We start from the raw sequence: 14127 nt of genomic DNA on the forward strand, positions 1-14127 counted from the left end.
GCCCACCCCCAAATGTCCAGAGCATGCCCTCTGCCGCGGCTATGGAAAATCACGCTCGCATGACCGATAACGTGGCCATGACCAAAAACTTGCCCATTCATGACGCCATTGCGCCGCTGATTGCCGCACTACGCGATCACGGGCGCGCCGTACTGCAAGCCCCGCCCGGCGCGGGCAAGACCACGGTCGTACCGCTGGAAATGCTGCACGCGGGGCTGACCAAGGGGCGTATCCTGATGCTGGAACCGCGCCGTCTGGCCGCCCGCGCCGCCGCTGAGCGCATGGCGCATACTCTGAATGAACACCCCGGACAGACTGTGGGCTATCGGGTGCGGGGCGATGCGAAAATTTCGAAATCCACGCAAATCGAAGTGGTCACCGAAGGTATCCTGACCCGCATGATCCAGTCCGACCCGGAACTGACAGGCGTGGGGGCCGTGATCTTCGACGAATTCCACGAACGCTCGCTCAATGCCGATCTGGGTCTGGCCCTGTGCCTGGAAGTAGCAGGGGCCTTGCGGGACGACCTGATCCTGCTGGCCATGTCAGCCACGCTGGACGCCGAACCGGTGGCCGAATTGATGGGCGGCGCGCCTGTCATCACCTCGCAAGGGCGTAGTTTTCCGGTCGAGACTCGCTGGCTGGACCGACCGGTGCCAAAACAGACCCGGTATGAGACCGCCCTGACCGATCTGGTAATCCGCGCCGTTTCGGAAACCGAGGGAGGCGTTCTGGTGTTTTTACCCGGTGAAGGCGAGATCCGGCGTGTCGAGGCGTTGTTACAAGGCCGCCTGCCCGAGGACTGCCATATTCGCCCCCTTTTTGGCGCAATGGACTTTGCCAGGCAACGCGCGGCCATTGCCCCCGCCGCCGACGGACGCAAGATCGTGCTGGCCACATCAATTGCGGAAACCTCGCTGACAATCGAGGATATTCGCGTTGTCGTCGATGGCGGGCGGGCGCGGCGGGCGCGGTTCGACCCGGGCAGCGGCATGTCACGGCTGGTGACGGAACCCGTGACCCGCGCCGAAGCCACGCAGCGCGCAGGCCGCGCCGGACGTGTGGCCGAAGGCACCTGTTACCGGCTGTGGACCAAGGGCGAAGAGGGAGCTTTGCACGCTTATCCCCCGGCCGAAATCGAAGCCGCCGATCTGGCTGGCCTTGCTCTGGAACTGGCGGTATGGCGGGCGACACCGGATGAACTCGCCTTCCTCACCCCGCCCAATCCCGGTGTCTATGCCGAGGCGCAAGCACTGCTGAGAATGCTGGGCGCACTCGACGAACAGAACCGCATCACTACCCATGGCAAGGCAATCGCCGCCCTGCCCCTGCATCCACGCCTTGCGCATATGATGGCCAAGGCGGGTCCGGAGGGCGCAATGCTGGCGGCCCTGTTATCTGATCGCGATCCATTGTCCCGTGGTGCCCCCGTTGATCTGGCGTTGCGCCTGACCGCTTTGAAAGACCTGCGCACGTACGAACAACGCCACCCGCATGCCGTCAACCGGGGCGCGTTGGAACGGATCAAATCCGAAGCCAAACGTCTTGCCCGGCAAGCAAACCCTGCCGGGCCGGTCAGCCTGAGCGACGCCGAAATGGCGGCACTTGCCTATCCTGATCGTGTCGGACTGCGCCGCAAAGGCGATGCGCCGCGTTATGTTCTGTCAGGGGGAAAAGGTGCCGTGATGCCAGAAGGCGACGATCTGTCCGGCACGCGCCTGATCGTAGCCACCGATCTGGACGGCAACCCGCGCGAAGCCCGTATCCGGCAGGCTATCGCGATCACGGAAAGCGAGTTGTGCACTCAGTTCAGCGATCAGATCGAATGGCACGATGTCTGCCTGTGGGACAAGCGTGAGCGGCGGGTAATCGCACGGCGACAGGAACGGTTCGGTGCGATCGTTCTGGATGACCGGATATGGAAAGACGCCCCGCCCGAGGAAACTGCCCGCGCCATGCTGGACGGTGTCCGCGATCTTGGCCTGAACTGGAGCGATGCAGCCAAACGGTTTGCAGCTCGGGTCGAACTGATCCGTGCGGCAGGAAAGAACCTGCCCGAGATGACGGAAACCGCGTTGCTGGACGATCTGGAACGCTGGCTATTGCCCTATCTGGGCAAGGTCAAAACCGCACAGGAATGGAAAAAGTTCGACATGCTGGACGCCCTGCGGGCGCATCTGGATTACGAACAAATGCAACTATTGGACGCCCTGGCTCCGGCATATTTCACAACGCCGCTCGGACGTAAAATCCCGATAGACTATGGCGGCGAGGCGCCCGAAATCAGCCTGCGCCTGCAAGAGATGTTCGGCCAGACAACCCACCCCCTGGTGGGGCGAACGCCACTGCGTGTGACGCTGCTATCGCCCGCCGGACGCCCGGTGCAAACAACCACCGACATTCCCGGTTTCTGGGCCAGCAGCTATGGCGATGTACGCAAGGACATGCGTGGGCGCTATCCCAAACATCCATGGCCCGAAGACCCGACACAGGCCGATCCGACACTGCGCGCCAAACGCAGAAACAGCGGCTGATTTGATATTTCCACGGATCGCGCATATATTACTTCGATAACAAAGATTTAAATAAGAGCAGACTAACGTAAACCCATGACTGATGGATTGAAAAAAGCCTGGGCCGAGGTCGTCCAGCCACTTTTGCGCCGCCCCCCGGAGTGCCAGGTCGCCGCGCTGTGCTGTCGCCAGCGAGACAACCGCACCGAGGTCTTGCTGGTCACGAGCCGCGACAGCGGTCGCTGGATCGTGCCCAAGGGCTGGTTGATGGAGGGCAAATCCGCCGCTCAGGCGGCCAGGGAAGAAGCCTGGGAAGAAGCGGGCGTCAAATCTGCCACGATCGGGCAAGAGCCAGTCGGCACCTTCAGCTATGACAAGCATCTCGACGATGGGTACGATGCCCCGGTAGAAGTACAGGTATTCCGCCTTGATGTTACCAAGATGACCGACATCTTTCCCGAAGCGCGCGAACGCCGCCGCAAATGGGTAAGCGCCGATCAGGCTGCGGAAATGGTGAACGAACCAGGCCTCAAAGCGATTTTGATGCAACTGTAACAGATTTGTAACGATTTCATGACTTCGGCCATTGAAATGAGCCCGGAGTCATTCTAGCGCTGTCCCCCGACACGAAATGACGGGAGAGAGAGCGCTGTGGCCGAGCCCTCTGACAGCAACCAGTGGAAGACACTGGACAAGGACCTTAACCGCATTTCCCAGATCGAGTACGCGACAAGCTATGTCGCGCGCCCTCTGATCGGTCCGGGCATCGCTCTGGCATTCATGGTAATCGCCGGATTTGCGGCCGCCCTTTTGTTTGGCACCTATCCCAACAACATGATTGTCGTCGCAGCAGCGGTATTCGGCGCATACATGGCGCTGAATATCGGGGCCAACGATGTCGCCAACAACATGGGCCCTGCCGTCGGCGCCAACGCGTTGACCATGAGCGGCGCGATCATCATCGCCGCCATCTGCGAAAGTGCCGGTGCGTTGCTGGCCGGGGGCGATGTGGTGTCGACCATCTCGAAGGGAATCATCGACCCAAGCGGGATGGAGGAAATACGCGTCTTTACCTGGGCCATGATGGCCGCTCTGATTTCCGCGGCGCTTTGGGTCAACCTTGCCACCAAGGTCGGCGCACCCGTCTCGACCACCCATTCGGTCGTCGGTGGCGTCATGGGGGCGGGCATCGCCGCCGCAGGGTTTACAGCTGTCAACTGGCCGACGATGGGCGCCATTGCAGCAAGCTGGGTCATCTCGCCCGTGCTCGGCGGTGTGATCGCGGCAGCCTTTCTGGCATTGATCAAGAATCGTATCATCTATCAGGACGACAAGATTGCAGCCGCACGCAAATGGGTGCCGATCCTTGTCGCCATCATGGCCGGGACCTTTGCCGCCTATCTGGCGCTCAAAGGGCTGAAACGCATCGTCAAAATCGACCTCGAAACCGCCTTGCTGATCGGTCTTGCGATTGGGGTCGTCACATATTTCACAACCCGCCCGATGATCCGCCGTCAGTCCGAAGGAATGGAGAACCGTAACAAATCTCTCAAGGCATTGTTCGGTCTGCCCCTGGTTCTGTCGGCGGCGCTATTGTCCTTTGCCCATGGCGCCAATGACGTGGCCAATGCCGTCGGCCCCTTGGCCGCGATCGTTCACGCCAATGAATTCGGCGCGTTTGCCGGCGAGGTCGCGATCCCGATGTGGGTGATGGTGATCGGTGCCTTCGGCATTTCTTTCGGCCTGTTCCTGTTCGGCCCGAAACTCATCCGCATGGTCGGCAGCCAGATCACCAAGCTGAACCCGATGCGCGCCTATTGCGTCGCCTTGTCGGCGGCGATCACCGTGATCGTGGCCAGTTGGTTGGGCTTGCCGGTCAGTTCCACCCATATCGCCGTCGGAGGGGTCTTTGGCGTCGGTTTCTTCCGCGAGTGGCACATGGAGCGCCGCCTGCGCAACAACTCCGCCAATCAGGGAAAGCCCAAGAGCATCCCTGCCGAGGAACGCCGCCGCCGCAAACTGGTGCGCCGCAGTCACTTCATGACAATCGTCGCCGCATGGATCGTGACGGTCCCCGCCGCGGCAGCAATGTCGGCGGTCATCTTCCTGCTGTTGAATGCGCTGATCCGCTGATCAATCCCACCACGGGCCATGGAACTCACCGCCCTGGCCCAGTCGTTCAAACCCGTGCCGGCCGAAAACATCGCGCTGCGCCTGAATGACATTGGCCGTCCCATACCCTTGACGCATCGTATCGTACCACGCCAACGCTGCCGACAGCGCAGGCACGGCATGACCGGAATGCACTGCGGCCGAGACCACCTCGCGCAGGGCCGGAACACAGAGCGCCAACCGTTCGGCAACGGCCGGGGCTAGGATCAGTTCCCCGGCCCGGGGTCCGGCGTGAAAGGCTGCGGCGACATCGTCCAGCAAGGCCGAGCGAATGATACACCCCGCGCGCCAGATTTCGGCAATCCGGGCCAGATCGAGCTGCCAGTCATGCTCCCGCGAAGCGGCGGTCAGAACGCGAAACCCCTGCGCATGGGCCAGAATGCGCGCCGCCATCAATGCATCGGCCAGCGACTGCACCGATAAATCCAGCCCAAGCCGCGCACCGCCAAGGGTTTCTTCAGCAATCTGGCGGGTGTCTTTCTCTGAAGACCAGCTGCGCGCACCGACGGCGGCCTCAATCGTGCTTGCCGATTGGCCAAGGCGCAGAGCCTCGATCACGGTCCAGCGGCCGGTACCTTTCTGCCCGGCGCTGTCCTTGATGACATCAAGCATCGGGTGGCCGGTTTCGGGGTCGATGCTATGGAGAATGCGAGCGGTGATCTCAATCAGGTAAGAGGCCAGCGGCCCATCATTCCAGCCATCGAACACATCGCCAATCTCGTGCGGCGGCCGACCCAGACCATTGCGCATCAGGCCATAGACCTCGGAAATCATCTGCATATCAGCGTATTCTATGCCGTTATGGACGGTCTTGACGAAATGCCCTGCCCCGTCCCGCCCCAGGTGCGCCACGCAGGGCTGATCGTTGAACCGGGCGGCGATGCGGCGCAGGATCGGGGACAATTGCCGCCAGCTGTGATCGCTGCCGCCCACCATCATCGACGGCCCATGCCGCGCGCCTTGTTCGCCTCCTGACATGCCCATGCCGACGAAATGCAACTCCTGTTCGGCCAAGGCCGCGGCACGGCGACGCGTATCGTGAAAATCGGCATTGCCCGCGTCTATGATCGTATCGCCCCGATCAAGCAGCGGTACGATCCATTCAATCATCTCATCCATCGGCTGGCCCGACGGGATCATGAACAGAACGACACGCGGCACCTGCAACCCCGCGACGAAATCCGCCAGGGTTTCATGTGGTCGAAGATGCGCGGAAAGATCGCCGCTGTCCTCCATGAACTGCGCAATCCGTTCCGGCTCGCGGTTGGTAACGGCCACATCGATGCCCTGTTCGGCCAGGTTCAACGCCAAGGCGCTGCCCATCGTGCCGAGCCCGTAGATACCAATCTGCGCCGTCGTCATATCAATCCCCGCCCTGTGTCTGTCAGGCAAGGCTATGACTTCAGACGCCCAGACACCAGCGCATCACCGCCTTTTGCGCATGCAGACGGTTTTCCGCCTCGTCCCAGATCACAGAATGCGGGCCGTCCATGACGGCACTGGTCGCCTCGTCCTCGCGATGCGCAGGGAGGCAGTGCATGAACAACGCATCGGGTTTGGCGTGTTTCATCAGCTCTTCGTTCACCTGATAAGGGCGCAACATGTTATGGCGACGTTCCTTGGTGGACTGACTGTCATGCATGCTGACCCATGTATCCGTCACCACCAGATCGGCCCCCTCGACGGCCTTGGCCGGATCGCGTTCGATCTGCACCGTGCTGCCCGCCTTGCGGGCAAGACCGACGAACTCATCCTCAGGATCGAGTTGCGACGGGCCGGTAAAGGTGAGATCAAAACCGAACTGCGCGGCGGCATGCAGGAACGATGCGCAAACATTATTCCCGTCGCCGGACCAGACCACCTTTTTCCCGGCGATCGAGCCCCGATGCTCTTCATAGGTCAGAATATCGGCCATGATCTGGCAGGGATGGGTGCGGTCGGTCAGGCCGTTGATCACCGGTACATCCGCATATTCGGCCATTTCCAGCAACACGGATTCATCGAAGGTGCGGATCATGATAAGATCGACATAGCGGCTGAGCACGCGGGCGGTGTCGGCGATGGTCTCACCATGACCAAGCTGCATATCAGTCCCGGAAAGTACCATGGTTTGCCCGCCCATCTGGCGCACCCCGACATCAAAGCTGACACGCGTCCGCGTCGAAGGTTTCTCAAAGATGAGGGCGACCATATGACCGGCAAGCGGCGTGTCATCGTCGACCGTTCCGCGTAGACGACCCTTGCGGGCTTCTTTCATCGTGCGGGCGTTGTCGATCATGCTCCGCAGGTCGGCGGGGTCGGTTTTGTGGATATCAAGAAAATGGTTCATGGTTACGGCCTTGGTTGTCGGGGTCAGGGGGCTCTGCCCCCGCCGCGCCATACGCGACTCCCCGGAGTTTTTCGGGACAGTGGAAATCAGGAATCCTGGCTGGTTTCGATCTGGACAGCGGCGGTTTCAAGGCGGGCAAGCGCCTCGGTCACCTCATCGTCGCTGAGGTTGAGTGGCGGCAGCAGGCGCACCACATCGTCGGCAGCCGGCACCGTGATCATCTGCGCGTCATAGGCGGCGCCCACCACATCAGCGGCAGGAACCTTGCATTTCAGCCCAAGCATCAGCCCCGAGCCGCGCACATGGTCGAACACCTTCGGGTGCGAGGCCACCAGCCCCTCCAGCCCCTGCCGCAACCGTCCTGCCTTTTCATTGACCGATTGCAAAAAATCCGGGTCCGACACGATGTCCATCACCCTTGCCCCGACCGCACAGGCCAGCGGGTTGCCGCCATAGGTCGATCCGTGCGTTCCTGCTGTCATGCCGCTGGCAGCGTCCTCGGTGGCCAGTACCGCCCCCAGGGGAAAACCGCCGCCGATACCCTTGGCCACCATCATGATATCCGGGTCCACCCCCGCCCATTCATGGGCGAACAGCTTGCCCGTGCGACCCATGCCACATTGAACCTCGTCGAGGATCAGCAAAATGCCCTTCTCGTCACACAGATCGCGCAGCCCCTTGAGGCATTGATCGGGCAGCGGGCGAATACCGCCCTCGCCCTGAACGGGCTCGATCAGGATTGCGGCGGTGGTCTCGTCAATGGCGGCATGCAGACCGTCATGATCGCCCCATGCCACCTGTGTGAAACCCGGCAAGACAGGGCCAAAGCCCTTGACCATCTTTTCCGACCCTGCCGCGGCGATGGCCGCATGAGACCGCCCATGAAACGCCCCTTCAAAGGCAATGATGCCGATGCGTTCCGGTTCGCCCTTTTCATAGAAATACTTGCGCGCCATTTTAACGGCCAGTTCACAGGATTCCGTGCCGGAATTGGTAAAGAACACCGTATCGGCAAAGGTCGCATCGACCAGTTTGTCGGCCAAGGCCTGCTGCTCGGGAATCTGGTAGAGGTTCGAGGTATGCCACAGCTTCCCGGCCTGTTCGGTCAGCGCCTCGATCAAATCGGAGTTCGCATGGCCAAGCGCATTGACGGCGATCCCGGCCCCCATATCCAGAAATCGGCGCCCGTCAGCCTCGATCAGCCAGCTGCCTTCGCCTTTGACGAAACTCAGCGGTGCCCGATTATAGGTCGGCAGAACGGACGGGATCATGTGCGTATCCTTTGCTAGGAAAGCCCCTTGAGTGCATCAGGTGCGGGGGCAAGTCAATATTTTCGCGAAACTGCGGCGCATGCGGCGCCAGGGATCAAACAGGCGGACGTCTCAGACGCAGGAGCGTCGACGTCGGCAGGCAATATGAGTACGGCGTTTGATCATGCACATCCCTTAGCGCCTCCGGCCCGTTACGGAAAGCAAAATCTGCACAGCGCTTTCGCGCTTGCCGCCATACGGTTTTACGGCCACAGCTTTTTACATGGAAATACCGCGCCCACAGAACCCGGCCCTTGCCGCCATGCTGACCCTGGCGGCCTCGGCCTTTGCCGCCGGAACCACCCTGTTGGCCAAGGCCCTTGGAACAGGCGTTCTCGGGCCTGAGATGCACGCATTGCAGATCAGCCATGGGCGGTTCCTGTTCGCCTTCATCGCCATCACCATGATGATCGCCGTCATGCGCCCACGCATGACGCGTCCCGATTTTCGCCTGCATGCCGTCCGTTCGGCATTCGGCTGGGGTGGGGTGACACTGATGTTCGCGGCGGCGGCGTTCATTCCGCTGTCGGACGCCACGGCGATCAGTTTCCTTAACCCTGTATTCGGCATGATGCTTGCCATCCCGCTGTTGGGCGAAAAAGTCGGGCCGATCAGATGGTCCGCAGCCCTGATCGCGCTTGCCGGGGCCGCGATCCTGACCCGTCCTGGCGGTAGCGCGATCGAGTTCGGCGCAATGCTGGCGCTAGGGTCGGCCCTTCTTCTGGGGGCCGAGTTGATCGCCATCAAGCGGCTGTCCGGACGCGAGGGACCCTATCAGATCCTGCTGGTCAACAACGGTATCGGCCTGCTCATCGCAACTCTCGCCATGCTCCCCGTCTGGCAGATGCCGACGGCGCAGCAATGGGCGGCCCTTGCCGGAGTCGGTGTGTTGATGGCCATGGCGCAAGCCTGTTTCGTCAACGCAATGGCGCGCGCCGATGCCAGTTTCGTTGCCCCGTTTTTCTATGCGGCGCTCGTGTTCGCCGCGATCTACGATGCGTTGGTCTTTCACGTATTGCCCGACACAGTTTCAGTCGCCGGAGCGCTCATCATTCTGACCGGCGCCGGGTTGCTGGCCTGGCGAGAAGGACGCAGACCCCGCGCCCCCGGCAGTGCGGGGCAATAGGGCGGGTTTGACGCTACGCCACCTTTGACAAACCGGCATGGATTTTGGCTAGATCAACGGGAGGGAGGAACATGCCATGCCGCTTGGCATTCTGGTGCCGTTGGTGATCGCCGGGATCGCAGGGATCGCGGTGCTGCTGCACATTCTGGGGCTGTCCCGCCCCGCGACACTGGCAAGCGAAGACGCTGCGCGCACGGCATGGCTGGATGAATTTCCCGACGATCCCGCGCTCCGTATCGTGCTGAGCCACGATCATACCGCTGCCCTGATCGAAACCCGCGACGGCCATGGCATCGTCTGGCCGATGGGGGCCGATACAACCGCCCGTTACCTGACAGGCGCCAGGATCGAACGAACAACCAATGGGCTTCGTATCGACCTGCCCGACTATACCGCGCCGCGCATCCGGCTTCGCCTCGCCCCGGACGAGGCAGAGCTTTGGCCCCACCTGATGGAGACCCCGGCATGACCGATCAGATCACCTTTCCCGATATTGTCAGTTGGGCAGTGCCCTTTTTCATCGCCGCCATTCTGATTGAGCTGCTTTGGATCGTGATCAAGGGCCGTGGCGGGCGCTATGAAACGCGCGATGCGCTGACCTCGTTGATCATGGGGGCGGGCAATGTCGCCTCGGGTATCCTTCTGGGGTTCATTGCCTACGGATTCTTCATGGCCTTGTGGGCGACCACACCGCTGGACCTGGGCACATCGTGGTGGGTAATCGCGCTTTGTTTCGTATTGGACGATCTGCGCTATTACTGGGTGCATCGGTTTGGCCACCGCATCCGGTGGGTCTGGGCCAGCCATGTCAATCACCATTCAAGCCAGCACTACAACCTGACAACCGCACTGCGGCAGACCTGGACCGGCACATTCACATTCATGATGATCGTGCGCGCACCGTTGATCCTGCTGGGGTTCCATCCGGCCATGGTTCTGTTCTGCGGGGGGCTGAACCTGATCTATCAATTCTGGATTCATACCGAGGCCATCGGAAGAATGCCTCGCTGGTTCGAGGCCGTGATGAACACCCCAAGCCATCACCGGGTTCACCACGGACGCAACGCACGGTACCTGGATGCCAATTACGCCGGCGTCTTCATCGTCTGGGACAAGATGTTCGGCACCTTCGTGCCGGAACTGGAACAGGAAAAACCCCGGTACGGGCTGGTTCACAACCTGGGCACCTTCAACCCGATCCGGGTGGCCTTTCACGAATGGGTGGGCATTTTTCGCGATGCCACGCAACCGGGCCTGACCTGGCGTGACCGGCTGATGTATTGCATCGCCCCGCCGGGATGGAGCCATGACGGCAGTCGCGACACGTCAGAGGAAATCAAGCGCAAGCATCTGGCTCATCATCCAGAAGACCGCGGATCGCCGGGGTTTTCCGCTACCGATTGATCCGCTCAGCCGGTTCCGACGCGATCCAGATGAGAGCGCAGTTGCTCGGCCTCGTACCGGGCCTCGCGCAGCCCGTCCATCGTGGCGGCAAGTTCAGCCTCGGTTTGTGCCAGTTGATTGGTCAGTTCGGCTTCACGCTGTTGCAGATAAGTGATCGCCTGATCGCGCGTTTCCTCGGCCTCGTGCAACTCTTGCGCCATTTTTTCGAGTTCACCCACGTCCGATTGCGCAACGCGGATGAAACGATGCACCAGCCAGTTTGCAAACCACCCCATGCAGAAAGCCACGAAAAGAATAATCGCCGTGACGATAATGAATTCAGTTCTGTTCATCTGACGTGTCTTCCTGACCTTGCTGGGCCTGATCGTCACCTTCTTCGCGCGGTTCTTCAAGGCTTTCAAGCGTTGTCTGCTCTTCTTCGACCGGCTTGGGCCGAATCAGGCGAAACTCGATACGGCGATTGGCCTCGCGGCCTTCTTCTGTATCGTTGTCCGCAATCGGCTGACTTTCACCATACCCCTTGGCGGTAAAGGACGATGTCAGAACCCGGCGTTTGCGCAACTCGTTCAGAACCGTCTGCGCACGTTCCTGACTCAGGTTCTGGTTCATGATTTCGCGGCCCTGACTATCGGTATGACCGCCGATTTCCATGCGAATATCGCCGCATTCCTTCAGGATGGTGGCGATATCGTCCATGATCGCCACCCCGGCCGCGTCAAGCCGCGACGACCCCGGTTCGAAGTTGATCTTACGCTCGGTCAGGATTTCGGCGATGTCGGCTTCACATTCGTCGGGGGTCGGCAGGCTGGCAATCGGATCGAGCTCTTCCTTATAGGTGACATCTATCGAAAACTGTTCTCCCTCGCCCAGTTTGTCCGACAGAAAGCTCGAGATCATCGCATTGGCGTCCTTACGCCCGGTATTGCCATTGACTGTCACCTCATCGGGCTTGACCATGACCGAACCGTTCGACAGGTAGCTGAGTGCTTCAACCCCTGTCAGCACACGCAGGGACCAGTCGCGCGGCAATCCCTCGACCACTCGGGCGGTTGTATGCACCGCATCCGAGGTGAACCGCGCCTTGGCGAAACTGTCGACCGTTTCCCGCGCCAGTTCACTCGCGACGCGCCCCCGGATTTGCACCAGTCCTTCAGGCGACAGCGTCGCGGTAAATTCCGGCTTGATCGTTTCCTGGTCCTCAGGCTTGGGCAAAACCGCATGCAATGCGAACACTTCGGGCAACGAGGTTTCAAGACGGCCGACGACTTCGTCGAACTGCGCCTCGGACGTACCGGTTGCCGCGATAAGTGAGATATCGGCATCCGAAAATGTCAGGCTGCCATTTCCCAGTTCGGCAAGCGCATCGATAGCCATTTCCACCGCCTGCCCCCATTTCGGGGAGGGAACGCCAAGGCCGATGACACATTCCGCTTTTTCCGCAAGGCCAGCCCTGCCCGCAGCGGTCAATATACGGTCGCGGGCCTCTTCGGTGTCGGCGGCGCAGGCATCGAACCGCGCTTGACCATCTTCGATCAGAAACCGCAAGGCAAACGGTGTGATCACGGGACGCGGAGCAGAAATATCCAATGCCAGACGAATATCGGTCGGAGCATTGCGCGCAAGATCGATCTCGAGCTGGCGTTTCGCGGCCTCGCTGTCGACCATGGCCGTGATCAGAACGCGCTCGGCATCCACGGAGATCTTTGCGCGCGGCAACAGCTTCAGGGAGTCGACCGCATATTCCAGCGCTTCTTCCCAGGCTTCGGGCTGTGGGTAATCCGCCGATTCCAGCAAATCCGACGCTGCCGCTCCATCCGCGACGTCGGTGATCTCTTCCATCAACGCGTCACGGTCGGTTGCGGCAGGGACCAGCCCGATAAGCGAGATGCCACTGTCATTTCGCAAGATTTCAATGGAAAATCTGGGCGGTGCGACATTCTCGCTGTCTGCCACCAGCATCTGGTCGATAACCCGGGCGGCGTCTACCACGGTTCCAGCAACGGACAACGCCTTGAACCTGACCGCCTCCGACGGGGCTGTGCCAGCCAGAAACACTTGTAAGCCGTTGGCATCGACCTCGGCCCATACCATGTCATTCTGGTCGAGCGTGTCACGCACGGCGGTGCGCGACGAATCCTCAATCGCGGTGACGGCGAAACGGGCCGCCATCAGACACATGGCGGCGGAAATCAGAAAAGTGGCTGCGATAACCAGTATCGTAGACAGGCGCATGAGGGTGAGGCCCGCAAGTTATTGTTGAGGCAGTGTTTAGGCCCTGCCGGAGCCGAGTTCAATCACAGCAACAGCGCGACGGCGAAAATCAGCACAGGCAGCAATCCGGCATCGCGGTTCGACCGAAACAGCCTGAGCAGCCGCTCACCATCGTCGAGCTTCAGCCGACGCAATTGCCAATGCATGTGAAGCCCCATGGCCCAAGGTGCCAGAAGCGCCACCAACAAGGCAAGCGAACTTCCCCCGATCCCGGCCAGTATCACCGCAAGCATCTGCAAAAGCATCGTCAGGATCATAAAGCCCAGCAACCAACGTGGTGTCGCATCGCCAAACAGGAGGGCCGTGGATTTCACCCCGATCAGCGCATCATCCTCTTTGTCCTGATGGGCATAGATCGTGTCATAGAACAGTGTCCAGGCGATCCCCGACAGGTAAAGCAGAACCGCAGGCCATTCCAACTGGCCGGTATGCGCCGTCCAGGCCAACAGCGCGCCCCAGTTGAAGGCCAGGCCCAAAAACACCTGCGGCCACCACGTAAACCGCTTGGCAAACGGGTAGATGGCCACAGGCAGCAACGCCAGAATACCCAGCCCGATGGCGGCCAGATTGAAGGTCAACAGGATGCAGAACGCAATCAGGGCCTGCACGACCAGCCACATCAGCGCCTGCCTGACACTGACCTGCCCCGACGGAATCGGGCGCGATGCGGTACGCGCCACACTGCCGTCGATATTCCGGTCGGTAATATCGTTCCACGTGCAGCCCGCCCCACGCATCAGCCACGCACCGATCCCACATCCCGCGAATATCCACAGATCATGCCAGCCAGCCAGCCCGTCATGCAGCATCGCCAGCAGCAAACCCCACCAGCAGGGCAGCAACAACAGCCATGTCCCGATCGGGCGGTCGGCACGAGCAAGCCGCAGATAGGGACGTGTCGAGGCCGGGGCTAATCGGTCCACCCAGTTGCCCTTGACCGCGTCGGCCACCTGACCTGTCGTGGCCTCTGGCGTCTGGTTCTTGCCGGTCATATGTTGCCCC

At 60.9% G+C, this 14127-nt stretch carries 12 protein-coding genes; 6 read left to right on the forward strand and 6 right to left on the reverse strand.

The features are described from left to right. The first annotated feature begins 77 nt into the window (after nt 1-77). The 3 genes from hrpB to BUB53_RS14650 all read left to right on the forward strand — a co-directional run bounded on the left by hrpB (nt 78) and on the right by BUB53_RS14650 (nt 4646). On the forward strand, nt 78-2534 hold the full coding sequence (gene hrpB / locus BUB53_RS14640; RefSeq protein ID WP_073035622.1) for an ATP-dependent helicase HrpB: 2457 nt from the start codon (nt 78-80) through the stop codon (nt 2532-2534). 75 nt (nt 2535-2609) lie between these two features. After that, nucleotides 2610-3068 carry an NUDIX hydrolase gene (locus tag BUB53_RS14645; RefSeq protein ID WP_073035529.1) on the forward strand — a complete coding sequence of 153 codons (459 nt, stop codon included), beginning with the start codon at nt 2610-2612 and terminating at the stop codon, nt 3066-3068. A gap of 96 nt (nt 3069-3164) precedes the next feature. After that, nucleotides 3165-4646: an inorganic phosphate transporter gene (locus BUB53_RS14650; protein ID WP_073035530.1), complete on the forward strand. Its 1482-nt coding sequence runs from the start codon at nt 3165-3167 to the stop codon at nt 4644-4646. Here the strand turns inward: BUB53_RS14650 and gndA are convergent, their stop codons facing one another. The 3 genes from gndA to BUB53_RS14665 all read right to left on the reverse strand — a co-directional run bounded on the left by gndA (nt 4647) and on the right by BUB53_RS14665 (nt 8285). Next, nucleotides 4647-6047: an NADP-dependent phosphogluconate dehydrogenase gene (gndA, locus tag BUB53_RS14655; RefSeq protein ID WP_073035531.1), complete on the reverse strand. Its 1401-nt coding sequence runs from the start codon at nt 6045-6047 to the stop codon at nt 4647-4649. A gap of 40 nt (nt 6048-6087) precedes the next feature. Continuing rightward, a complete protein-coding gene (argF, locus tag BUB53_RS14660; RefSeq protein WP_073035623.1) occupies nt 6088-7014 on the reverse strand; it encodes an ornithine carbamoyltransferase in 927 nt (308 codons plus the stop codon). 86 nt (nt 7015-7100) lie between these two features. Continuing rightward, nucleotides 7101-8285, reverse strand: a complete 1185-nt coding sequence (locus BUB53_RS14665; protein ID WP_073035532.1) for an aspartate aminotransferase family protein — start codon at nt 8283-8285, stop codon at nt 7101-7103. Nucleotides 8286-8547: 262 nt separating this feature from the next. On the opposite strand from BUB53_RS14665, the gene BUB53_RS14670 reads away from it, so the two are divergent. The 3 genes from BUB53_RS14670 (at nt 8548) to BUB53_RS14680 (ending at nt 10854) form a co-directional block, all read left to right on the forward strand. Further along, on the forward strand, nt 8548-9450 hold the full coding sequence (locus BUB53_RS14670; RefSeq protein ID WP_073035533.1) for a DMT family transporter: 903 nt from the start codon (nt 8548-8550) through the stop codon (nt 9448-9450). Nucleotides 9451-9526: 76 nt separating this feature from the next. Continuing rightward, nucleotides 9527-9919 (forward strand): hypothetical protein, encoded by a 393-nt coding sequence (locus BUB53_RS14675; protein WP_073035534.1) that lies wholly within the window; start codon nt 9527-9529, stop codon nt 9917-9919. Beyond that, nucleotides 9916-10854 carry a sterol desaturase family protein gene (locus BUB53_RS14680; protein ID WP_073035535.1) on the forward strand — a complete coding sequence of 313 codons (939 nt, stop codon included), beginning with the start codon at nt 9916-9918 and terminating at the stop codon, nt 10852-10854. Before BUB53_RS14675 ends, BUB53_RS14680 begins: the two co-directional genes overlap by 4 nt. 5 nt (nt 10855-10859) lie before the next feature. Here BUB53_RS14680 and BUB53_RS14685 read toward each other — a convergent pair whose 3' ends face one another. The 3 genes from BUB53_RS14685 to ubiA all read right to left on the reverse strand — a co-directional run bounded on the left by BUB53_RS14685 (nt 10860) and on the right by ubiA (nt 14117). Beyond that, complete coding sequence (locus tag BUB53_RS14685) at nt 10860-11186, reverse strand: hypothetical protein (protein ID WP_073035536.1); 327 nt, start codon at nt 11184-11186, stop codon at nt 10860-10862. Next, nucleotides 11173-13086 (reverse strand): OmpA family protein, encoded by a 1914-nt coding sequence (locus tag BUB53_RS14690; protein WP_073035537.1) that lies wholly within the window; start codon nt 13084-13086, stop codon nt 11173-11175. Before BUB53_RS14690 ends, BUB53_RS14685 begins: the two co-directional genes overlap by 14 nt. Nucleotides 13087-13148: 62 nt before the next feature. Then, nucleotides 13149-14117, reverse strand: coding sequence for a 4-hydroxybenzoate octaprenyltransferase (gene ubiA, locus BUB53_RS14695; protein WP_073035538.1), 969 nt, complete (start codon nt 14115-14117; stop codon nt 13149-13151). Nucleotides 14118-14127: the final 10 nt, after the last annotated feature.

Origin of the sequence: Roseovarius pacificus (assembly GCF_900142665.1) — a bacterium.
Classification (GTDB): domain Bacteria; phylum Pseudomonadota; class Alphaproteobacteria; order Rhodobacterales; family Rhodobacteraceae; genus Roseovarius; species Roseovarius pacificus.